Below are 22,138 nucleotides of genomic sequence, written 5' to 3'. Positions count from 1 at the left end.
GGTCCAATGCTTTCAATTCTGAAGCGGTCATGCCAGCATGAGCAGATGCCTGCTGCTGGAAAACCCACTGTGGTGTACACCGACGGCGCCTGTCGGGGGAACCCCGGACCGGGCGGATGGGGTTGGGTGGTGCCCGATGGGCCGTCGGGGGCGGGCGGTGCCCCGCAGACAACCAACAACCGCATGGAGCTCATGGGGGTGCTGGAGGCACTGCGGTCGCTGGACGGGCCGCTGGACATTTACTGCGACTCCACCTACGTGGTCAATTGCTTCAAAGACCGATGGTGGGAGGGGTGGATCCGCCGAAGCTGGCGCACCGCCGACAAGAAGCCGGTGGCGAACCAGGATCTCTGGAAGCAGATCATCGAGCAGGTTCAGGCCCGCTCCATCGCCTTCCACTGGGTGAAGGGCCACTCCGGCAACCGCTGGAACGACGAGGCCGACCGCCTCGCCACCGAGGCGGCCGACACTCAGGACGTGGTCGAAGAGCAGTCGTTGTTCTGACCTGGTTTCGATCAGCGCAGAATCTCTTCCAGCGCCCCCCGCAGGTCAGGGTGGCGGAACTCGAAGCCCGCATCGGTTAGCGCCGCGGGACGGGCCCGGGTGCTGGAGAACAGGAGGCCGTCGGCCAACTCCCGACCCAGCAGCAGCCGGGGACCGAATCGAGGGACCGGGAGAGCCGCGGGACGGCGCAGCACCGAGGCCAGCGCCCGGGTGAACTCTTTGTTGGTGACTGGATTGGGAGCGCACAGGTTCACCGGTCCAGCGATGTCGGACTCCAGCAAGAAGGCCAACGCCCTCACCTCGTCTTCCAGGGCAATCCACGGCCACCACTGCTGACCGTTTCCCAGCGGCCCGCCCAAGCCCAGCTTGAACAGGGGCAGCATTCGGGTGAGGAAGGGAGCGTTGTCGGCCACCACCAGCCCGGTGCGGGTCAGGGCCACCCGGATACCGGCGCCCTCAGCCCCGAGAGCGGCAGCCTCCCAGTCTGCGGTCAGGGTGGCCAGGAACCCTGTGCCGGGCCCCGACTGCTCGTTGACCACCTCGTCTTCCCGGTCGCCGTAGAAGCCGACTGCGGAGCCGGCCACCAGCACCGCGGGGGGAGGAGCGGCCGCGCCCATAGCTTCGACCAACAACTCGGTGGCGTCCACCCGGCTGAGACGCAGCTCCTGCTTGCGGCGCTCGTTCCAGCGGCGGTCGCCGATACCCGCGCCGGCCAGGTTCACCACCCCGTCGATGCCGTCAAGAGCATCGTCGTCGATTTCGCCGATGGCCGGGTTCCAGTATCGGGCTCCGTCGGTGCGAGATGCCCGATCGCGTACCAGCCGGACCACTTGGTGGCCGCAAGACTCAAGGTGGCTTACCAGCGCCGTCCCGATCAGCCCCGATGCTCCGGCAACAGCCACTCTCATGAGGCCAGTGTACGGTCAGTTCGGCTCCGTCACGCTGCCTTAGGCCTCACGGCGCGAGTAGCGTGATGCCATGTCTGAGCCCGAATCGAGACCTCTCTACGATCAACAGGGCACTGCAGAGGCAGAGCCGAAATCCCGGTCGTTCACCGATGTGCTCCGGCAGATCAACGCCCGGATGGTGTTGGGCGTGCTGGCCGCGGTGGCGTTGATCGTCTTCATTGCCCAGAACACCGATGAAACCCGGGTCAACTTCTTGGGATGGGACTGGGACCTGCCGCTGTTCCTGCTGCTTTTGATCACCATTGTCCTGAGCGTGGTCTGCACCGAGATTGTGGGCTGGTACATGGGCCGTCGGAGCCGCCGACGCACTCGCTGATGCCCTACCGCTGATGACACTGTGAGCACACGCCGGTTGATTCTTTTGGCCTTGCTGTGCGGGGTGGCCATCTTGGTGGCCTTCGCCGTTCAGGCGGTGCTCATCCTGCGTTGACCAACTCGCCTATAGGCTGAATGCCATGAGCAACAGCCATGACGTGGTGGTAGTCGGCGGTGGCCCCGGCGGTTACGCAGCCGCGCTGTACGGCGCCGCCGCCGGTCTCGACGTGGCTCTGGTGGAGAAGCAGAAGCTGGGCGGGACCTGCCTGCATGTGGGCTGCATCCCGGCCAAAGAGCTGCTGGAAACGGCGTCGGTGTACCGCACCGTGGCCCACGCCGATCAGTTCGGCATCACCTCAGGTTCGCCGACGGTGGACATGGCGGCGGCCCAAGGCCGCAAACAGAAGATCGTGGATCAACTCCACAAGGGAGTGGGCATGCTGCTCGAGGGCCGCAAGGTCACGGTGCTCGACGGGTGGGGCTCGCTCGGGCCCGACCGGACGGTGACCGTGGCGGGCGGGGAATCGGGCGATGCGACGCTGACCGCCGACCATGTGATTCTGGCCACCGGGTCGGTGCCCCGGACTTTGCCCGGATTCGAGGTCGACGGCGAGCGGGTGCTGACCAGCGACGAGCTGCTGTCCATTACCGAGTTGCCCGGGCGGGCGGCGATCATCGGCGGGGGGGCCATCGGCTTGGAGTTCGCCTCGATGCTGGCCGATCTAGGGTCGGAAGTGACCGTGCTGGAGGCGCTTCCCCGAATACTCGTGGGGGCCGACAACGACGTGGTCAAGATGCTGACCCGGGCGTTCAAGAAGCGCAAGATTGAGATTCGAACCGGCGTAGCGGTGAGCGGCTGTCGCACCACGGACATTGGAGTGGAACTGGAGATCGACGGCGCCGACCCTCTGAGTGTCGACGCAGTAGTGGTGTGCGTGGGCCGCCGTCCGTTCACCGAAGGTCTGGGACTCGACGACGCCGGGGTGAAGGTGGACGACGGGGGCTACGTGGTCGTCGACGAATACTGCCAAACCTCTGCCGCGGGGGTGTACGCGGTGGGCGATGTGGTGAACACCCCGCAGCTGGCCCATGTGGCGTTTGCCGAGGCAATCATGGTGGTGAAGCACTTGCTGGGGGAGTCCCCCTCGCCAATGGACTACGCCAATGTTCCCTGGGCCATCTATTGCCACCCCGAAGTAGCCTTCGTCGGTCACACCGAGGCATCGGCAAAAGAGGCCGGGTTCGAAGCGGTGACTTCGATGCACCGGTTCATCGGCAACGGACGGGCCATGATCGTGGGGGACACCGACGGGCTGGTCAAGGTGATCGCCGACCGTTGCGACGATGGGACGGCTGGACGCATTCTCGGGGTCCACATGGTGGGTCCGTGGGTGACCGAGCAGCTCGGCCAGGGGTATCTGGCGGTGAATTGGGAGGCCACGGTACCCGAGGTGGCCGAGTTCATCCAGCCCCATCCCACGATGAGCGAGCTGTTCGGTGAGACGGTGTTGTCGCTCACCGGCCGGGCCCTTCACTGAGCGGAATTTGACTGAGCGGAATTAGGAGAATCGATGTCTGAGGTCAGAATGCCGCAGCTGGGCGAGACGGTGATGGAAGGCACCATTGTCCAGTGGTTCAAGCAGGTGGGCGACGAGGTGGCCGAAGACGAGCCGCTTTTCGAGGTGTCCACCGACAAGGTGGATTCCGAGGTCCCGTCGCCCATGTCCGGGGTTCTTACGGAGATCGTGGCCGCCGAGGGCGACACCGTGGAGGTAGGGGCGGTTATCGCCGTCTTGAGCGAGGACGGGGTTGGCGTCGGTGCTGCGCCCGCCCCCGCGCCCGCCCCGGTTGAAGCGCCGCCCCCGGAGCCAGAGCCGCCACCTGCGCCGACGGCCGCGCCCGAGCCCCAGTCGAGCGCCCCAGCCGCCGCCGACCCAGCCCCGGCCTCGAGCGGCAGCAGCATCGTCTTGTCGCCGGTTGTTCGGAGGCTCATAGCCGAGAATGGGCTGGACCCCTCGCAGATTTCCGGCACGGGCAAGGGCGGCCGCATCACCCGCTCCGACGTCGAGACCTACATCGCCCAGAACCGCACTGCCAGCCCCCGGCCCGCGCCGGCCGCGCCGCTGGCCGCGCTATCTCGAGCAGCCGGACGAGACACCGTCGTTCCGCTCAGCAACATCCGCCGCATCACCGGGGAGCACATGGTGCGCTCCAAGCAGGTGTCACCCCATGTGCTGACCGCGGTGGAAGTGGATTTCGAAGGGGTGGAGCAGGTGCGCCGGGCCCACCGGGAGGAGTTCAAGGCCGAACACGGTTTCAGCCTCACCTACCTGCCGTTCATCGCTCGGGCGGTGTGCGACGCCATCCACGAGTATCCCCACATCAACGCCTCGGTGGGCGACAACGAGCTGGTGGTTCACAATTACGTCAACCTGGCCGTCGCCGTCGACCTCGACTTCCAGGGTCTGTTGGCCCCAGTGGTGGTCGACGCCGACCGCAAGCGCCTGACGGCGATTGCCGAGGAGGTGGCCGATCTGTCGAGGCGGGCCCGGGCCAAGAAATTGAACGCCGATGAGATCTCCGGGGGCACGTTCACCATCACCAACCCCGGCCAGTGGGGCACCATGATGCAGTTCCCCATCATCAACCAGCCCCAGGTGGCCATCTTGTCCACCGACGGGATACGCCGCCGCCCGGTAGTGATCACCGCAGCCGACGGCAGCGAGGCCATCGCCATCCACTCGGTGGGCGTGCTCGCCCTGGCCTGGGACCATCGGGCGTTCGACGGGGCCTACGTGGCGGCATTTCTAGACCACGTGCGGTCGATCATCGAGACCCGAGACTGGAACGTCGAAATGCCATGAGGGTTCGATGAGCCCGCTCCGCATTCGATGGCTGGGGCGCGTGTCCTACCGGGACGCCCACGCCTGCCAACAGGCCATGTTCGACCGGGGGAGCGACTACCTGCTGCTGCTGGAGCATCCTCATGTGTTCACCCTGGGGCTGCGGGGCGACGAGGCCAACATCCTGGTGGACCCTGCTGAGGTAGGCGCCGAGGTGGTGTACACCGACCGGGGCGGCGATGTCACCTACCACGGACCAGGCCAGCTCGTCGGCTATCCGGTGTTGACCGTGCCCGGCAAGCGGGGCGGTGGGATGGCCGACACGGTGGCCTACGTGCGCTCGGTGGAACAGCTGGTGATCGACACGCTGGATGATCTGGGCCTGGCTGGTTGCGGCCGCCTCGACGACTATCCCGGTGTGTGGGTTGACCCCGACGGCGACAACCCCCGCAAGATCGCGGCCATCGGTGTGCGCCTCAGCCGCACTCGGTCCATGCACGGCTTTGCCCTGAACGTGGACTGCGACTTGGACTGGTTCAGGCGCATCGTGCCCTGCGGCATCCCCGACAAGGCGGTGACCTCGCTGGCCGTAGAGGGGCGTCGGGCGACCATGAAACATGTGGTGGATGCGGTATCTGCTCGGGCCGCCGACCGCTGGGGCGACGGGGGAGTGGACCGGGCCGATGTGGCGTGGCGGCAGCGGCCCGAGGACTTGAGCCCATTCAGTCGGGGCATGGGTCCGGGTGATGTACCCGGCCGGCTCGTTCGACTGAAATCCCGGATGGACGAGGCCGGGCTGTCTGATGGGCTGGCCATCAACGGGCGCAAGCCGGAGTGGATGCGGGTGCCACTGCGCACCGGTCCCGAGTTCCGGCGGCTGCGGTCGGTGCTGCACAGCCGGGATTTGGTGACGGTGTGCGAGGAGGCCGGCTGCCCCAACATCTACGAGTGCTGGAACGACGGCACCGCCACCTTCATGATCAACGGCGAGCGCTGCACCCGGGCCTGCGGGTTTTGCCTGGTGGACACCCGACGTCCCGAGCCCCTAGACCCGGCTGAACCCGAGCGAGTGGCCGACGCCGTTGAGGCCATGGGATTGGAGTATGCGGTGATCACCGCAGTGGCCCGCGACGACCTGCCCGACGGAGGGGCAGCCGGGTTCGCGGCCACGGTGGCCGCCATCCGCCGACGCACTCCCGGAGTGCGGGTTGAGGTGCTCATTCCCGACTGCAAGGGCGACCCCGATGCGTTGGCCGTGGTCTTCGACGCTCGACCCGACGTGTTGAACCACAACATCGAGACGGTGGCCCGGCTCCAACGGGTGGTGCGACCCTCGGCCGGCTATGCCCGCAGCCTGGCCGTGCTGGCCCGAGCCAAGGCTGCCGGGCTGACCACCAAGTCGTCGATCATCGCGGGACTGGGGGAGACCGACGACGAGGTGGCCCAGACCATGGCCGATCTGGCCGCGGTGGGCACTGACATCGTGACCGTCGGCCAGTACCTGCGGCCCACCACCAATCATCTGCCCGTGGCCCGATGGGTGCCGCCCGACATATTCGAGCACTTCCAGGAGATCGGCCGCTCGCTGGGCATCGCCCATGTGGAGGCCAGCCCCCTTACCCGCAGCTCGCACCATGCCCAAGAGGCCCACGCTCAGGCGTTGGCTTCTCCCGCCGGGACTGTCAGAGTAGGTTGACCTCGATGTTCAGTCAGCGAATCGACCGTGTGCGGGGCCTCATGGCCGAACAACAGGTGGACGTCCTGTTGCTGTCGGTGGGGGCAGATCTGCCCTACTTCTGCGGCTACGAGGCCATGCCTATGGAGCGGCTGACCATGCTGGTGGTGCCCCGCGACGGCGATGCCCGGCTGATCGTCCCCCGGCTGGAGGCCCCCCGGGTGGTGGAGCGGCCCGATGTGTTCAAAGTCGTAGCGTGGGATGAGACCGAAGACCCCATCGAACTAGCCCGCTCGCTCATCGGGCCGGCATCGGTGGCGGCCATCGGCGACCATACCTGGGCCGGGTTCCTGGTAGATCTGATGAGGGTGCTGCCATCGGTGGAGTTCCGCCGGGCATCGGAGCTGACCAGTCCGATTCGACAGGTCAAAGATGCCGCCGAGGTTGAGTCGCTGCGGGCCGCGGCCGCCGCCGCCGACCGGGTTGCGGTCGACCTCCGATCAGGGAACATTGAGCTGGTCGGCAAGACCGAGGCCGAGTTATCGGCTGAGCTCGGTCGTCGACTGCTGGCCGAGGGTCATCAACGGGTGAACTTCGCCATCGTGGCTGCGGGGGAGAACGCGGCCAGCCCCCACCACGAGGCCGGGGAGAGGGTGATCAAACCCGGAGAAGTCGTGTTGTGTGACATCGGGGGGACGATGATGGATGCCAACGGAGTGGGCTATTGCTCTGACATCACCCGGTGTGTGCATTTGGGCGAACCGCCTGCTGATCTGGTCGAGGCCTACGACGTGTTGTTCGAGGCTCAAGCGGCCCAAGTGGCCGCCGCGGTGGTCGGAAACAGTTGCGAGTCGGTCGACCGGGTGGGGAGGGCCATGATCGCCGAGGCCGGGTACGGCGACTACTTCATCCACCGCACCGGCCACGGGATCGGCACCGAGGCCCACGAAGACCCCTACATCGTGGAGGGCAACACCCAGGAATTGCGTCCTGGCCACGCCTTCTCCATTGAGCCCGGCATCTACTTGCCCGGGAAATGGGGTCTGCGCCTGGAGGACATCGTGGTGGCCGCCACCGACGGCCCCGACAACCTGACCACCACCGATCACCGCCTGGCCGTAATCGACGCGTGATCGAGCTTCAGCCGGCCACGCTCCTGCTGCAACTGGCTGTCGGCGGACTGGCGTTTACCTGGCTCACCACCCGCCGGCGGGAGGCTGGGCTGGGTTACGGGTGGCTGATGCGCAGCACCTTCGGACTCGTGGCCGCCGGAGGAGCTTGGTTGGGATTTGCCACCGATCCGTTGGCACTGAGGGACTGGACCGCGGTAGCGACCGCGGCGGCTGCTGGCCTGGCCTTGTTGGTGTCAGTCATCCGGCGCAAGGCGGGTGTGAGCGGTCAGCGCGAGAAGGTGGAGCGGCGCAGCGCTGAGGTAGCGGCCATGACGGGGATCGACCGGGCCGAGCAGCGTTTCGACCGAACCCGGCCTGAGTTTCCCCCGGTGCTGGATTTGATTGCTCCGGTAGTGGGATTGATCGGGGTGGTAGCCGGAGGACTCGATGCGGGCGACCCAGCCGCGCTGGCGGTGGCCCGGACCGTGATAGGGGCGTTCTTTTTGGGAGCGGTCACCGACGCCATGCTTTTGGGCCACTGGTATCTCGTACAGCCGGGCCTCGCCCGAGGGTCGTTACTGGAGCTGGTTCGCTGGACCGGACTGTTGTGGCTACCCGAGTTGGTGGTGATGCTGTGGCCCACCGGTATGGCCTCGGTGCTCAGCGGGAGCATCGACGACGGATACAACGGGCTGTTGGGCTGGTTCTGGGTGGCGTGCGTGGTGACGACCGCGGGGCTGGTCGTGCTGGCTCGGGCCGCCTTGCGGGAGCGGTTCTATTCTGCGGTGATGGCGGCGACGGGTCTGCTGTATCTGGGGATCCTGACCGGATTCGGGATGGATCTAGTGGCCCGGGTGCTGCTGGATACCACTTAGCGGGCGACGAAGTATTTGGCTTGGGGGTGGTGGCAGATTAGGGCGGAGGTGGTTTGCTCGGGTTGGTATTGGAAGCTGGTCTCCTCGCCGACCTGGATGCCGAGGCGCTCGGCTTCGAGGAGCTGGGCCACGGTGAGGTTGTCCTCTAGGTCGGGGCAGGCGGGGTAGCCCCAGGAGTAGCGGCCGCCCCGGTATTGCTGGCGGAACAGTCCAATGAGAGTTGGGCCGTCCTCGTCGACGAAGCCCCATTCGGTGCGAATGCGGTGATGCCAGTGCTCGGCCAGCGCCTCGGCCATCTCCACGCCGAGGCCGTGCAGCAGCAGGTAGTCCTGATAGCGGTTGTCGGCGAACAGCTTGGCGGCCGCCTTCGACACCTCGGCCCCCATGGTGACGATGTGGAAGGCGGCGTAATCCACCTCTTCGCCGTCGGCCGGCCGGAAGAAGTCGGCGATGCACAAGTACGGGTCTTTGGGCTGGCGGGGATACCGGAAGCGGCAGACCTCGGTGGTTCGATCGGGGCTGTCCCACACCACCAGGTCGTTACCGCTCCCGCTCACGGGGAAGTAGCCGTACACCACCTGGGGCACCAGCAGGCCCTGAGCCATGGCCGACGTGAGCTGCTCGCGCATGGTGGGGCGGATGCGCTCCTTGAATGCGGCATCGTCCTCGCCGTCGACGGGGCGGAACTGCCATTGATTGCGGAACAGGGCGGTCTCGTTCACGTACTCGGCGATGTCGGCCACGGGAATGCCCTTGACCACCCGGGATCCAACAAATGGTGGCTTGAATACGGGATTGTCGGTTTCCACTGACGGGGCTCGTTCGGGCAGGTCGGCAGGCACCGCACCGGACGCGTCTCGACGAGGACGGCGGGGCAGGTCGCGTCCTCCGGGACGGCGCCCGAACTCGGGGTCGTCGACCCCGGTGCGGCGCAGCTCGCCCAGACGGTCCATCACCGCCAAGCCCTCGAAGGCGTCCTTGCCGTAGAACACCCGACCCTGGTAGGTCTCCCGCATGTCGCGCTCCACGTAGGTGCGGGTCAGGGCTGCCCCACCGAGCAACACCGGCAGGTGGTGGAGGTCGCGGGTGTTCAGCTCCTCGAGGTTGTCCCGCATGATCAGGGTGCTCTTCACCAGCAGCCCGCTCATGCCGATGGCGTGGGCATCCACCTCCAGGGCCCGATCGATCATCTCGGCGATCGACACCTTGATACCCAGGTTGTGAACGTCGTAACCGTTGTTGGTCAAGATGATGTCCACCAGGTTCTTGCCGATGTCGTGGACGTCGCCCTTTACGGTGGCCAGCACAATCCGGCCCTTGCCACCGGTGTCGTCGGCCTTCTCCATGTGAGGCTCCAGATACGAAACCGCGGTCTTCATGGTCTCAGCCGACTGGAGCACGAACGGAAGCTGCATCTCACCAGAGGCGAACAGCTCGCCCACCACCTTCATCCCCGCCAGCAGCGTGTTGTTGACGATGTCCAGCGCCGGGGTACTGGCCAACGCCTCGTCCAGATCGGCCTCCAGCCCATCTCGCTCGCCGTCGATGATGCGCCGTTCCAGGCGCTGTTCCACTGGCCACCCGGAGCGATCCTCTTTCACAGCCGCAGTGGCGGTCACGTTCTCGAACGCGGCCAGGAGGTCGGTCAGCGGGTCGTAGTCGTCCCGGCCGTCTGAGGCATTCCCGGCTGTGCCTCGCCGGTCGTAGATCAAGTCAAGGCACACGTCCCGGTGGTGGGGGTCCACCCGGTTCAGCGGGATGATTCGCCCGGCGTGGACAATGGCCGAGTCGAGGCCGGCTTCCAAGCACTCGTGCAAGAACATGGAATTGAGCACGTGGCGGGCCGCGGGCTTCAACCCGAACGAGACATTGGACACTCCCAGCGTGGTGTAGGCCCCCGGCAGCTCGGCCTTGATGCGTCGGATGGCCTCGATGGTGGCCAGGCCGTCTTTGCGCAGGTCGTCGTCGCCTGTCGAGAGAGGGAAGGTCAGGGCATCGAAGATCAGATCGGAGGGCGCCAGCCCGTAGCGTTCTGTGGCCAGGCGATAGAGGCGATGGGCCACCCGCATCTTCCACTCCAGGTCGCGGGCTTGGCCCTCCTCGTCGATGAGCAGGCACACCACCGCGGCGCCGAACTCCCGGGCCAGCGACAGCACCCGGTCGAGGCGCGACCCCTCAGCCTCGCCGTCTTCCAAATTGGCCGAGTTGAGCACCGCCCGACCGCCGATCCACTCCAGCCCCGCCTGCATAACGTCGGGCTCGGTGGAGTCGAGCACCAGGGGGGCGGCCACTCCGGTGGCGAACCGTCGGGCGAGTTCGTCCATGTCGGCAGTGCCGTCGCGGCCCACATAGTCCACGCATAGGTCCAGCAGGTGGGCGCCCTCGCCCACCTGGTCGCGGGCGATCTGGAGGCAGCCGTCCCAGTCGCCCTCCAGCATGGCGTCGCGGAACTTGCGCGACCCGTTGGCGTTGGTGCGCTCGCCCACAATGAGAAACGACGTGTCCTGGGCAAATGGCACCGCGGTGTAGATGGAGGTGGCCGCAGGGGGAAGCTGGCCGAGTCGGGGGCCGGGCACGAGATCGGCACAGCGGTCGATCACCGCCTGGAGGTGCTCGGTGGCGGTACCGCAGCACCCGCCGATCACCGACACTCCCAGCTCGGTTATATAGCGGGCCAGGTAGTCGGCCAGTTCGTCGGGCCCCACGTCGTAGTGCATGCAACCATCCACCACTTGGGGGAGTCCGGCGTTGGGAATGCAGGCCACCGGTACCGGACACTGCTCCGAGAGAACCCGCAAGTGCTCGCCCATCTCGGCTGGGCCGGTGGCGCAGTTCAGTCCGAACACGGCCGGACCCAGGGGGGCCAGCGCGGCCAGCGCGGCACCGATCTCTGTGCCGGGCAGCATTCGCCCGGTCATCTCGATGGTTACCTGCACTTGCAACGGCACCTCTCGGCCCACCGCAGCCATGGCCCGACGGCATCCGTTGATGGCCGCCTTGGCCCCCAGGAGGTCGTATTGGGTCTCGATCATCAACAGATCGACGCCGCCTTCCAGCAGGCCCCGGGCTTGGACTTCGAAGGCGTCCCGCAGCTCGGCGTAGCGGATCTGGCCCAGCGAGGCCAGCTTGGTGCCCGGTCCCACCGAACCGGCCACCCACCGGGGCTGTCCGCCAGTTGCGTAACCGTGGGCCACCTCTTTGGCGATGCGGGCTGCGGCCAGGTTGATCTCATAGGCCTGATCGGCGATGCCGTACTCGGCCAGAGGCACGGCAAACGCCCCAAAGGTGGCGGTTTCTACCGCGTCTACGCCGATGCCCAGATAGAGGTCGTGCATTTCAGCGATGAGGTCGGGCCGAGTCAAACACAAGAGCTCGTTGCAGCCTTCCAAGTCGGGGCCGCCGAAATCGTCTGCTCCCAGGGGCTGTTCTTGCACATAGGTTCCGAAGGCGCCGTCGTAGATGAGGACGCGCTCGCGTGCCGCCTCCGAATACGAACCCATAAGAAGCGAGGCTACTTGGCATGGGGCCGAGATTTGCTGCCAGATAACATCGCTGGGGCTTGAATCAAACCGAGGAGACCTGGTGATCGCGTTTCGAACCGGCAGAAAAATCCCGGCCAGCGCCGAGCTGCACGCAGTGGGGGTGTGTTCAGGGGGCGACGCCCAGCGGCCCGACGGGTTGGACTGGGGGGTGCTCGACGGCCGGGGATTCGAGGCCAATCCCGGTCAGGTGGAGATCGTGTCGGGACAAGACCGCCCGATTGCGGTGGTCGGGCTGGGACCAGCCGACAAGGTCACCGCCGCGGTGATACGTCGGGCGGCTGCATCGCTGGCCCGGTCGGCCAAGCGGATGAAGCGCATCACGGTGTCGATACTCGACGCCGTGCCCGACAGCGTCGACCGCGCCGAGGCGCTGCGGGCCCTGGCCGAGGGCATGACGCTGGGGGCCTACTCCTACGGCGACTTCAAGTCGGAGCACAAGCCCAACAAGCTGGAGAACGTGCATGTGATCGGCCCAGGGGGCCGGGCGGTGACCGAGGCGCTGGAACAAGGCCAGCGGGTGGCCGAGGCGGTGTGCTTTGTGCGCGACCTGGTGAATGAGCCCGGCGGATCGCTCACCCCCATCCGCTTCGCCGAGCTCGCCGAGGAGATGGCTGAGCGTGAGGGCCTGGAGATCACCGTTCTCGACTTGGACGCCATCCGCGAGGCCGAGTTGGGAGGACTGCTGGGGGTGAATCGGGGATCGGACCAGCCTCCCCGGTTTGTAGAGGTGTCGTATGCCCCCGACCCGGAGGCCGAGTGCCGGGGGTCGGTGGCGCTGGTAGGCAAGGGCATCACCTTCGACTCCGGTGGCCTGTCGATCAAGACCGGCACCGGGATGATGACGATGAAGTGCGACATGAGTGGGGGAGCGGCGGTTCTGGGCGTGATGGCCGCCATCGCCGCGGTGGCCCCTCCGGTGAAGGTCACCGGCTATGTGCCGATGACCGACAACATGCTGGGGGGCGACGCCACCCGGCCCGGCGACGTGCTCACCATGGCCAACGGCAAGACGGTAGAGGTGCTCAACACCGACGCCGAGGGCCGCCTGGTGCTGGCCGACGCACTTTCGCTGGCCTGTCGGGCCGAGCCCGATGCCATTGTGGATCTGGCCACCCTGACCGGAGCGTGCATGGTGGCGCTGGGCCCCAAGGTGGCCGGCCTTATGGGCAACAACGAGGCATGGGTCGACCAGCTGGCCGATGCCGCTGAGCGCACCGGCGAACGGGTGTGGCGGCTCCCGCTGCCCGACGACTACAAGGCCCAGCTCGACTCGCCGGTGGCCGACATGAAGAACATCGGCGGCCCCCACGGCGGAGCGCTCACCGCCGGCCTGTTTTTGTCCAACTTCGTGGAGGAGGGCATCCCCTGGGCCCACCTAGACATCGCCGGCCCCGCCTTCACCGACGCCGAAGACGGCGAAACCACCAAAGGCGGCACCGGCTTCGGCGTGCGAATGCTCCTCGACGCCCTAGTCAACTTCGAGCCGCCCTCAGCCTCGGAGGACGACTGAGCCTGGTGCCCTAACTCTGAGCGGGCTAGGAGGGGTCGAGGCGGGCGCGCAAGGAGGCGAGTTCAGCCTCGGCGGCTTTGGCCCGAGCCTCGGCGGCTTTGGCCCGAGCCTCGGCAGAGTTGGCCCGGGCGGCTTCGTCTTCATGGTCTCGCAGCCAGGTGCCGATGGCGGGGTGGTAGAGGCGGAGTTTGGGAGGCGCCCAGCACAGGTCGAGGCCCAGGGCATCGCTGTGGCCTCTGAGCTGGACTCCGTTGCTGCTGGGTGTCTCAGCGGTGACGGCGATGGGTTCCCAACGGCCCATTCGCCGACGTTCGCCAGCCAAGGGGGTGCCGAGGAGTTCACCGCCCGTGGGGTCAAGCCGCCAGTACTCCGCGACGCCGAGGTCGGCGAATGTGGCGGGCTTTTCGTGCAGGTCTCTCTTGTGGGTGGTGGGCGAGGCAATCTCCAGCGCGAACGCCGGAACGGCGCCGGCCTCCCACACCTTGTAAGTGCCCTTGTTCTCAACGGCGGCGGTGTTGACGCCGAACGCGACCGCCACGTCGGGGGCTACGACGACCCGTGGGTCGCCCTGTTGGTAGTAGATGTTGATGTCGCTACACACCCAGGCGTCGGGGTGGTGTTCGGCCAGCCAACCCCGCAAAGCCACGACCAGCTCCATGCGGCGGCGGGTTTGCATGTCGCCTTCGGGCACCCGCGGTCCTTCCGGATAGTAGACCTCGGCTCCCGGTTGGCGGGCCGCCAACATGCTCACCGGAGCGACTTTCTGAACACGTCGCCCACACTACTTCGGACCTGTTAGACGTACAACCAAATATGTATGAAATGACATGCAATACATGTACATTTGCAGTGCCTGCGTGCTTGCGCTTGGACACCCCGACCAGTTTCTGAGCGGGCTAGGAGGGATCGATGCGGGGAATGCGGGCTAACACTTCGGCGGCCAGTTCTTTTATACAGGCGCTGTTGTCTGTCTCGGTTCCCAGCTCGAGGTCAACCAAGCGGGCGCATTCTTGGGCGACGCGGACCGCGGCGGTGGCCATTTGGGTGGCGAAGCGCGGGGTGGCGTCTTCGGGGTTGCCCGGGACATAGGTGTCGCCGAGGTAGGTGCTGGTTTCTCGCCACACCGAGGCCTGCTTGCCCGTCACCGGGCCCATCGCTTCGCGCAGCTTCCTGGCCTGCTCGCCGCTCAACCCGGCGGTGGCCGCATCGCCAATCAGGCCGCCGATGTCGTGGGTCCGGTCGGGGTGGTCTCCCTCCAACGCGTGGATGAGCGCCTTCAACGCCGTTTCCATCACCGTCTGGGCCAAGACGCAGATGTCCAGCATCCTCGCCTGCCTAATGCGGGAGGCACGCACCGGATCGCGGGCCTCGCGCTCGGTCTCGTCGGCCGGCAGGCGGGCGTTCAAGCTGTATAGACCTTTCAGCGTGCTGGTGAGCGCTCCTGCGGCTTGGGCGGCGTCGCTGGGCGCCATCCCGATCTCCTTGGCGTAATCGATGGGGCGCGCCGGAGGTCTGCCAGCCAACTGAACGGCATGGCTCGCGATATGCCGCTCAATGCTCGATTTGCACCCTACCGACCTTTTTCGCCACTCGGCGCGGTCGGTCACCTTCACATCAGCGGGGATACCAGTGGCATCGCGGATACGGCGGCGGGCGTCAGCCACGAGGTTTCGGCGTTCGGAGTAGTCGCCCAGATCGTCGAACACCAGGCACAAGTCCAAGTCCGACCCCGGATGCGGGTCGCCGCGGGCCACCGACCCGAACAACAGCACCATGCCTGGATCCAAATCAGCAACCGAATCCGCCGCCCGCCGAGCATCCTCCAACGTCGGAACCGGTCTAGCCGCCGCCAGCGCTCGGGTGCCCATGCCAGCAGCCTACCCAGCAACACCCAGTTTCCTGCGACGAATTTCCCCTGCTTATTTGCCGCGCCACCAACATTAACTCGGATGACTGAGTCGGCCAAGAAGTTAGCTGAGCGAGTTATCCATCGATGCCACCCCCGTTGAGCGCCCCCCAGTTCAACTCTATCTAGGCTGTCTTGTTAGCGTACTGGCCCCAGCATTCGACGGTGCCGCTAGCCCGCAGCCCGCAGGAGAAGTAGTTGCTGGCTGAGACGGCGGTGAACACGCCGTCGGGCGCATCGCTCTCGCCATACTCGTTGCTTCCCCAGCAATCGACGGTTCCGTCTACCCTGATTCCGCAATTGTGAGAGATGCCTGATGAGATGGCGGTGAAGGCCCCGGAGGGCAGATTCGCCTTGGCGCCTCTGCCGTATCTGCTGTTCCAGCAATCGACGGTTCCGTCGAGCCTCAGCCCGCATGCGTGTTTGTCGCCTACGGAGACGGCGGTAAAATGCCCGTCGGGTATATCGCCCCGCCCATAGTTGTATCCCCATCCCCAGCACTCCACGGTGCCGTCGCCTCTGAGACCGCAAGCAGAACTGCCGACCGAGACCAAGGTGAACGCTCCTTCGGGCGGTGGTCCGTACCCGCTATGTCCCCAGCAGGCGACCGTCCCGTCGGCTCTGAGGCCGCAGGAGGAGCTGCCACCGGAGGAGATTGCGGTGAATGGCTCATCGGGCGCATCCAACTGTCCCTGATGGTTCCGTCCCCAGCAGTTAACTGTTCCGTTGCGTCTGAGACCGCACGAGAAACTGTCGCCCGAAGAGACCGCCGTGAACGATCCGCCCGTTGCCTCCAGTTCCCTGCTGGCGTTGTCGCCCCAGCACTCGACGGTGCGGGTATCGCTGAGCAGCGCGCACACGTGGTCTTGGCCCGCTGAGACGGCCACAGCGTTGGACTCCTTTCCGGGGTAGTCCAATGCTACGGCGCTGCTTCCCCAGCACACGATCCTGCGGTCGGTTCGCAACGCGCACAATGCGCCGCCGAAATCGATGGCTGTGTACTGCCCGTCGTAGACGATCGGTTCGTAGGATAGGTGGCCGCCCCAGCAGATGACGCTGCCCTCGGTTCGCAAGCCGCACGCGTACCTTGAGCCCGCATCGATGGCGGTGTACTTTCCGTCAGGCACATTCAGAATTCCGTATTGGTTGCTGCCCCAGCAAACAGCGGTGCCGCCGGGTCGTATGCCACAGGTATAGTTCAAACCGGGTGCGATGGAGACAAAGGCGCCCTCGGGAACATCCCCCCCGGGACGGTCAACAGCGAGGAGCGTCGACCAGCACTCGGCGGTCTGGTCGGGTCTGATGCCGCAGGTGTAGGCACCGGTGTCTATCGCAATGAAGGCCCCGCCAGGCGTTTCTCCCCAGCCTGTGTAGTTGGCGCCCCAGCAAATTGCAGTACCGTCGGTCCGCAACCCGCATGAGTGAAAACCGCCGGACGTGACGGTGGAGAACTGGCCCGCAGGGGCATCAGTCGCTCCGGTATATTCGCCGTTGCCCCAGCAGGCGAGGGTGCGGTCGCTTCGCACTGCGCAGGTGTGCTGCCCGCCGGCTGAGACCGCCCTGAATTGGCCTTCGGGCACGTCGAGCTGTCCTTGGCTACCGTCACCCCAGCATCGGAGGCTGCCGCTCTCGCTCAGTGCACATGCATGGTCTCCGCCTGAACTCACAGCGGCTGCGGTGAAAGGGACGGCTGGCGCGCCTGTTTGTCTATGGTCGTTATTGCCCCAGCAGGCGACCGTCTGATCGACCCTGATCGCGCAGGAGTGCTCGTAGCCCGCGGCGACTGCCGTGAACCGTCCGCCGGTTGGCCTCGACTGGCGTTCTCGGTCGTCGCCCCAGCACACAGCCGTGTGGTCAGCCCTGATCGCACACGTGTGCCCAAGACCGGCTGCGACGGCGATGTACTGGCCTTCCAGCGCGATCACCTGCCCGCCGGGGATGGCGCGGGACCCCCACGGAAGGCCGCCGGAGGGGACAATCAGCTCGTTGCTGCCCCAGCACTCCACCGTCTGTGTGACGCTGACCGCACACGAATGGTCGCCACCAGCTGTGATCGCGGTGTACTGGCCGTCGGGCGCGTTAAGTTGACCGTTGCTGTTGGTGCCCCAGCATTCGATGGTTTCGTCTGCCCGCAAGCCGCACGTATGGTTGCTGCCGCTGGAAATGGCGGTGAACTTGGTGTCGGGCGCGTCCAGCTGGCCGACGTGGTTGACGCCCCAGCACTGGGCGGTGCCGTCGGTTCTGAGGCCGCACGAGAACCCGCCGCCCGCGGCGACACCGGCGAAGCGGCCCTCGGGCGCCTCCGTCTGGCCGGATCCCCCGTCTTGGCCCCAGCAGACGATGGCGCCGTCGGTTCTCAGACCGCACGAGTGCCGGGTGCCGGTGGAAATGGTGCTGAACTGCCCTGACGGTGGGTCAGATTTCCCGTTGCGATTGGAACCCCAGCAGGCGATGGTGCTGTCGGTTCTGAGTCCGCACGAGAAGTCCCAGCCCGCGGCAATTGCGGTAAACGTGCGAGGCGGGGTCGGGGTTGTTGGGCTGGCCGCATTGGCTCGCAGCGTGGCTAGTGCAGTGTCATCGAGGGTGAGGTAGCAGCCAATAGATTGGTGGTAACCCCAACTGAGGCGGGCCAGCACGGTCTGGCCATCCGCGGTCTTGGCCACGTCCACGGGTAGTTGGCCAAACTTGTGCTCCCCAGAGCACCGCTGCGAAGCCGCTGTTTCCACGGCAGGCAAACTTTGGGGCACAGGGGCGGTCCGCAGGACCGAAATCGCCTCGTCATTGAGAGTGAGATAGCAGCCGATGGCATCGTGCCAGTTCCATCTGGTCTGCGCCAGCACGGTCTGGCCATCCGCGGTCTTGGCTACATCCACGGGTTGCGCGCCGAAACCATGGTGCTCAAAGCACTGCTGCGCCACACCCTGCTGGATATCGCCTTGGGCCACAGCCGCCGACGTCACCAGCGTGGTCGCCAGCAAGCTCAACACCGCCAAGACAGCCATCCCACCGCGGGACACTCGTCCCAACCGCTTACAACCTGACACAAACATGGCGACCAAGCTACCCCCGGGACTGCCCAGTACACCTATCTGGTGCGCGTCAACCAGGTGCCCACCCACTTGACATGTCGGCCTATGCACCGGACTGCGAGCCTTTGGCTCGGCCTTCTAGACAGCCCATCTTGATCTGCCAACAGTTGTGGCAGGGCAAAGAGTACGAATTGTGGCGAGACGAAGACCCCAGAGCCCCGCGCACGCCGGGGCAGCGAAGGGCCGATGCCTTGGTTGAGTTGATCTTGGAAGCATCCGAGACCAGAGATCACGGGTAGATGGCGAAGTTCTGGGTCATCCAGAGCCATCCGCCCTTGAGGGCGATTCCGATGCCGAAGTGGGTGGAATCCGGGTCGACCATGGCGGCGAAGTGTCCTGGGCTGTTGACCCAGTCCCCAAAGGACTGGCGCACTGCGTCGGAGGTTGTGGTGGTGAGCTTGTTGGCGGCGATGGTCTCGCCGTTGAACCGATACCCGGTCGGATAGTCGACGCCGGCGAGCGGGTTGTGGTTGAAATCGAAAGCAGAGCCCATAATCTGTGACCACCGGCGGGCCGCGGCCGCCACACCGGGGTCGTAAATCAGCCTGTTCAGCCCGAGACTGGTACGCAGTTCGTTCACCAAATTGGCCATTTCTGATTCGGCAGCCGCCATTTCGGCCTTGGTTAGCTGTCGTCCGGTGTCGCGACCGGCCATCATCACCGTGACATAGGAAGTCCCGTCGGCGCCGGTCGCGACACCGGTGGCCAAATGGGTGCACACCGCGCATGCCGGAAGCCGCGACCCTTCCTCGCCCAAGAGGGCGGCGCTTAGTTCGGCAGGGGCTTGCGGATCGTAGATGTCGCCGGTGATGCTCACCGATCTGCCGATACTCCAGAAATCCCAGCCGGGCTCCAAGTACTCCCAGAAATCGAACCAGGTCCGAAAACTCTGAGTGTCGGCCATGGCCTGCGCGTGAGCCTCGGCAATCGCAGACAGCTCTTCGCTTGATCTGAGAATCGGCAACGACGTCGCCGGACGCCGGATCTCGTTCATAGCGTCAATCGTCAGCGCCTCAAGCCGCGCTCTGAGCTGATCAAAAGGATCAAGCGGGCGTCCTGTAGCACAGTCGTAGGGAACAATCTGGGTGTCCACACCGAACCGACACCGATAGGTGTTCAATAGGGCCTCTTGCGCCGCGATGAGGTCATCTCGGCTGGCCAAATCGGCGGCGGTTGGCGTACCCGAGAATCGCCCGGGCTGAACCGGCCCCTGCGAGGGCGCACTGTTGAGGCATCCGCCTGGAACTATGTGGCTGTCGATGTCGAACTGGCATCGGTAGGTGTTAAGCAAGGATTCTTGGGCGGCGATCAACTCATCGCGCAATGCGATGTCGCCCAGTGAGGGTGCCCCGTTGGCCTGGGGCTGCGCCCCGGCGTTGGCGGTGAGCACCGAGAGAATCAAGCACGCAGCCACCACCAAGGACGCAATAGCCCTGCGGGTGCCGCGGCCTTGCTTCGTCTTCATTTGGCGCTCAAGAGCAGGCCTGTGACGGCCTATGGCCATTGGGCGTCGTTGGAGCGCACACGTACTCCAGTTGTTGGGTTCTCCACTATCACGTACACCCGATCGGTGAATCCCCATATGCAGTATTCAGACACCTTCTCGGATGTGGAATATCTTTCCCAGACGCCGGGCGAGTACGAGTGGCTTGGCACACCGTGATGCGCGCACAGCACGTTGTAGGTACCAGGGGCAAAGTCGACGATCTCTACCCGCATAAAATGGCAGTTCGCACTGGTGCAGCCAGAATGCACACCTTGGGCATTCCGTCCTTTGGACAGCCTGACCGTCGGCTCGCCATCGGTGCCCTGGTTGTCGGTGCCTCCGCCATGAGGCCAGGTGATGACGTTCGAGTAGACGCCCCCGTGCCACAAGCCACCCCGGCGCTCAGCGCCGACAATGACGAACACTTCGCTTCCCGGATAGCCGAATAGGCAGCTTCGGGTTGCGGGCCATTCAGAGACAACATCGGAGTGGTAAACGCCACCAGGAATACCGGCGGACTCAATTCCTCTATGGGCACATGCGAGCGTGTGGGGCCCCGGGCCGAAGTTCTCGATCTCGACGTTTAGCCAGCGGCAATGAACACTGCTGCAAGTGCCGTCAGCGCCCCGAGCGCCCTGTGCGCTGGTTCCCACAGTGAGTGTCACAGTGGGTGGCCGCCCGATTTGGGGGGTTCCAGAGGCCGCAGCGGAGAAGAACGCGCTCTTTCCCACTCGGTTCTCGGCTTGGATCCTCACGAAATAGGTCGTTCCGTTGTCCAATCCGCCGATTGTTGTTTGCAGCGGGGTGCCGCTCTCCCATTCCCAGTCCACGTCAATCCAATTGGTGCTGGTTTCCCTCTGGTATTGCAGGTGGTATTCGGTGATTGCCGCCCCTCTTTCGTTCGGGGCCTTCCAATACACGGTGATCTGCCGGTCACCAGGCACGACCGTCGGCGGGTCGGGAGTCTCTGGGGTCAAAACGGGGAACTCGCAGCCGGAGCCGACCGTCCAACCGGCAGCACGCCGCTGGTAGCAGGCGATGTAGGCCCGGTCGTCGTTCGGGGCGCTCGCCCGGATGTCACGGCGCTTTCCTGTGGACTCGCCTTGGATGTAGTAGTAGCTCATCAACGACTGTGCTTCATCCACGTGCTCGTGGAGATATTTCTGCACTTCGCTGGGGCTGAGGTCATTGGGATCGCTGTGCCCGAACAAATCTGCCCATGGGTGAGATAGGTCGTAGAACGCGTGGCCGATTTCATGAGCCACGGTCTCCAAGTAGTCTGCCTCGCCTCCAGGATGCTGGTTTCTTGCCGCCACCAACGCCGGCCCTCTACCCTGGCGGGCATATCCGACGATGTCGGTCGCATCCACATCGGCCAATATCAACACGTCAGGATAGACGTCCTCATTCTCTTGGCCCGTTGCCGCTGCTTCCTCTCGGCAAGGGTCAGAATATTTCCGGCTGCTTTCATAGGCATCGAGATATTGGTTGTACCAATCGGCTATCGACTGGCTGCCCCAGTCAACGGCGGGATGCAGAAGGTAGCCAGTCTCGAACACGAGCCTTGTTCGACGAATATTGCCCGCGTCCTCGTCATAGCCTGACTGCCGCTCGATGAAGCCATCGACATGGGTTTGCAGTTCCATCACCTCGCGGCGAAGGTCCGACGCGCTGTAGGCTCTGGAACCCGTGCTGGGCCCGCAATAGTCAACTCGGACGTGGCGGATTGCCTGGCGCTCAGGATCTTCCGATACCTGAGAACTCGTCGATGAAAGCTCCGCGGTAGGTGGCAGCACTCCGTCGCTGAACGCTGCGACTGGGCTGTCCCGCAATACACTCAGGGCTGCGTCGTCGAGGACGAGGTAGCAGATGCCGTGCTGGGCGCTGTAGCCCCAATGGGCCTGCGCCAGCACCACAGAATTGTCGGCCGTCTTGGCAATATCCACCGGCTGCGCACCAAACCCATGGTGCCCAGAACACCGAGCAGCCGCGCTCGGGTCGGGCCCCAACATTGGGTCGGGCATCCGATCCGCGTTGTCCCGCAACACTTGAACCACTGCATCGTCGAGGACGAGGTAGCAGATTCCGTGCTCTGGGCTGTAGCCCCAGCGGGCCTGCGCCAAGACCACAGAATTGTCGGCCGTCTTGGCAATATCCACCGGCTCAGCACCAAACCCATGGTGCCCAGAACACCGAGCTGCCGCGCTCGAATCAATCTGTGCCCCCGCAGGCGCTGCCATAGCAAGACCAAGCCCGGAAACCAGCAATAGCACCGCGAGTATCGCCGTGAGAGTTCCGCCTCCGAGCCCGCAG

15 protein-coding genes are annotated in these 22,138 nt (G+C 65.3%); 8 read left to right on the top strand and 7 right to left on the bottom strand.

Going from position 1 to position 22,138, the window contains the following annotated elements; genetic code table 11:
• The first annotated feature begins 45 nt into the window (after positions 1-45).
• Positions 46-504 carry a ribonuclease H family protein gene (locus ACOGJC_RS00375; RefSeq protein WP_419846528.1) on the top strand — a complete coding sequence of 153 codons (459 nt, stop codon included), beginning with the start codon at positions 46-48 and terminating at the stop codon, positions 502-504.
• 11 nt (positions 505-515) lie between these two features.
• Here the strand turns inward: ACOGJC_RS00375 and ACOGJC_RS00370 are convergent, their stop codons facing one another.
• Entirely contained in the window at positions 516-1,412 is an 897-nt protein-coding gene (locus tag ACOGJC_RS00370; protein WP_419846527.1) for a TIGR01777 family oxidoreductase, read from the bottom strand.
• 70 nt (positions 1,413-1,482) lie between these two features.
• Between ACOGJC_RS00370 and ACOGJC_RS00365 the strand changes: the two genes are divergently transcribed.
• The 6 genes from ACOGJC_RS00365 (at position 1,483) to ACOGJC_RS00340 (ending at position 8,292) form a co-directional block, all read left to right on the top strand.
• Positions 1,483-1,788 carry a lipopolysaccharide assembly protein LapA domain-containing protein gene (locus ACOGJC_RS00365; RefSeq protein WP_419846526.1) on the top strand — a complete coding sequence of 102 codons (306 nt, stop codon included), beginning with the start codon at positions 1,483-1,485 and terminating at the stop codon, positions 1,786-1,788.
• 139 nt (positions 1,789-1,927) lie between these two features.
• Positions 1,928-3,325, top strand: a complete 1,398-nt coding sequence (gene lpdA, locus ACOGJC_RS00360) for a dihydrolipoyl dehydrogenase (protein ID WP_419846525.1) — start codon at positions 1,928-1,930, stop codon at positions 3,323-3,325.
• A gap of 33 nt (positions 3,326-3,358) precedes the next feature.
• The gene (locus ACOGJC_RS00355) at positions 3,359-4,651 is read left to right on the top strand and encodes a dihydrolipoamide acetyltransferase family protein (protein ID WP_419846524.1); all 1,293 of its coding nucleotides are present in this window, start codon (positions 3,359-3,361) and stop codon (positions 4,649-4,651) included.
• Positions 4,652-4,658: 7 nt separating this feature from the next.
• A complete protein-coding gene (gene lipA / locus ACOGJC_RS00350; protein WP_419846523.1) occupies positions 4,659-6,326 on the top strand; it encodes a lipoyl synthase in 1,668 nt (555 codons plus the stop codon).
• Positions 6,327-6,331: 5 nt separating this feature from the next.
• On the top strand, positions 6,332-7,438 hold the full coding sequence (locus ACOGJC_RS00345; RefSeq protein ID WP_419846522.1) for a M24 family metallopeptidase: 1,107 nt from the start codon (positions 6,332-6,334) through the stop codon (positions 7,436-7,438).
• The gene (locus tag ACOGJC_RS00340; RefSeq protein WP_419846521.1) at positions 7,435-8,292 is read left to right on the top strand and encodes a hypothetical protein; all 858 of its coding nucleotides are present in this window, start codon (positions 7,435-7,437) and stop codon (positions 8,290-8,292) included. The genes ACOGJC_RS00345 and ACOGJC_RS00340 overlap by 4 nt, the downstream gene beginning before the upstream one ends.
• Here the strand turns inward: ACOGJC_RS00340 and metH are convergent.
• On the bottom strand, positions 8,289-11,792 hold the full coding sequence (gene metH, locus ACOGJC_RS00335; RefSeq protein WP_419846520.1) for a methionine synthase: 3,504 nt from the start codon (positions 11,790-11,792) through the stop codon (positions 8,289-8,291). The genes ACOGJC_RS00340 and metH overlap by 4 nt on opposite strands.
• Positions 11,793-11,874: 82 nt before the next feature.
• Between metH and ACOGJC_RS00330 the strand changes: the two genes are divergently transcribed.
• The gene (locus ACOGJC_RS00330; protein WP_419846519.1) at positions 11,875-13,344 is read left to right on the top strand and encodes a leucyl aminopeptidase; all 1,470 of its coding nucleotides are present in this window, start codon (positions 11,875-11,877) and stop codon (positions 13,342-13,344) included.
• 25 nt (positions 13,345-13,369) lie between these two features.
• Here ACOGJC_RS00330 and ACOGJC_RS00325 read toward each other — a convergent pair whose 3' ends face one another.
• The 5 genes from ACOGJC_RS00325 to ACOGJC_RS00305 all read right to left on the bottom strand — a co-directional run bounded on the left by ACOGJC_RS00325 (position 13,370) and on the right by ACOGJC_RS00305 (position 22,098).
• A complete protein-coding gene (locus ACOGJC_RS00325; protein WP_419848276.1) occupies positions 13,370-14,089 on the bottom strand; it encodes a Uma2 family endonuclease in 720 nt (239 codons plus the stop codon).
• Positions 14,090-14,240: 151 nt separating this feature from the next.
• Positions 14,241-15,212, bottom strand: a complete 972-nt coding sequence (locus ACOGJC_RS00320; protein ID WP_419846518.1) for a nucleotidyltransferase domain-containing protein — start codon at positions 15,210-15,212, stop codon at positions 14,241-14,243.
• Between the two features lie 163 nt (positions 15,213-15,375).
• Positions 15,376-18,252 carry an RTX toxin gene (locus tag ACOGJC_RS00315; RefSeq protein WP_419846517.1) on the bottom strand — a complete coding sequence of 959 codons (2,877 nt, stop codon included), beginning with the start codon at positions 18,250-18,252 and terminating at the stop codon, positions 15,376-15,378.
• Between the two features lie 316 nt (positions 18,253-18,568).
• Positions 18,569-19,804 (bottom strand): CAP domain-containing protein, encoded by a 1,236-nt coding sequence (locus ACOGJC_RS00310; RefSeq protein WP_419846516.1) that lies wholly within the window; start codon positions 19,802-19,804, stop codon positions 18,569-18,571.
• A 29-nt stretch (positions 19,805-19,833) separates the two neighbouring features.
• Positions 19,834-22,098 carry a fibronectin type III domain-containing protein gene (locus tag ACOGJC_RS00305; protein ID WP_419846515.1) on the bottom strand — a complete coding sequence of 755 codons (2,265 nt, stop codon included), beginning with the start codon at positions 22,096-22,098 and terminating at the stop codon, positions 19,834-19,836.
• Positions 22,099-22,138: the final 40 nt, after the last annotated feature.

Origin of the sequence: Candidatus Poriferisocius sp. (assembly GCF_965204015.1) — a bacterium.
In the GTDB taxonomy this organism is placed as follows: Bacteria; Actinomycetota; Acidimicrobiia; order Acidimicrobiales; family Bin134; genus Poriferisocius.
This window is presented reverse-complemented; position numbering and strand designations above follow the sequence as displayed.

Bases quoted from the DNA above. Each gene is read 5' to 3' on its own strand.
- ACOGJC_RS00375 (WP_419846528.1), top strand. From the start codon at position 46: ATGCCTGCTGCTGGAAAACCCACTGTGGTGTACACCGACGGCGCCTGT.
- ACOGJC_RS00310 (WP_419846516.1), bottom strand. From the start codon at position 19,804: ATGAAGACGAAGCAAGGCCGCGGCACCCGCAGGGCTATTGCGTCCTTG.
- ACOGJC_RS00355 (WP_419846524.1), top strand. From the start codon at position 3,359: ATGTCTGAGGTCAGAATGCCGCAGCTGGGCGAGACGGTGATGGAAGGC.
- lipA (WP_419846523.1), top strand. From the start codon at position 4,659: ATGAGCCCGCTCCGCATTCGATGGCTGGGGCGCGTGTCCTACCGGGAC.
- metH (WP_419846520.1), bottom strand. From the start codon at position 11,792: ATGGGTTCGTATTCGGAGGCGGCACGCGAGCGCGTCCTCATCTACGAC.
- ACOGJC_RS00370 (WP_419846527.1), bottom strand. From the start codon at position 1,412: ATGAGAGTGGCTGTTGCCGGAGCATCGGGGCTGATCGGGACGGCGCTG.
- ACOGJC_RS00320 (WP_419846518.1), bottom strand. From the start codon at position 15,212: ATGGGCACCCGAGCGCTGGCGGCGGCTAGACCGGTTCCGACGTTGGAG.
- ACOGJC_RS00315 (WP_419846517.1), bottom strand. From the start codon at position 18,252: ATGGCTGTCTTGGCGGTGTTGAGCTTGCTGGCGACCACGCTGGTGACG.
- ACOGJC_RS00325 (WP_419848276.1), bottom strand. From the start codon at position 14,089: ATGTTGGCGGCCCGCCAACCGGGAGCCGAGGTCTACTATCCGGAAGGA.
- lpdA (WP_419846525.1), top strand. From the start codon at position 1,928: ATGAGCAACAGCCATGACGTGGTGGTAGTCGGCGGTGGCCCCGGCGGT.
- ACOGJC_RS00345 (WP_419846522.1), top strand. From the start codon at position 6,332: ATGTTCAGTCAGCGAATCGACCGTGTGCGGGGCCTCATGGCCGAACAA.
- ACOGJC_RS00365 (WP_419846526.1), top strand. From the start codon at position 1,483: ATGTCTGAGCCCGAATCGAGACCTCTCTACGATCAACAGGGCACTGCA.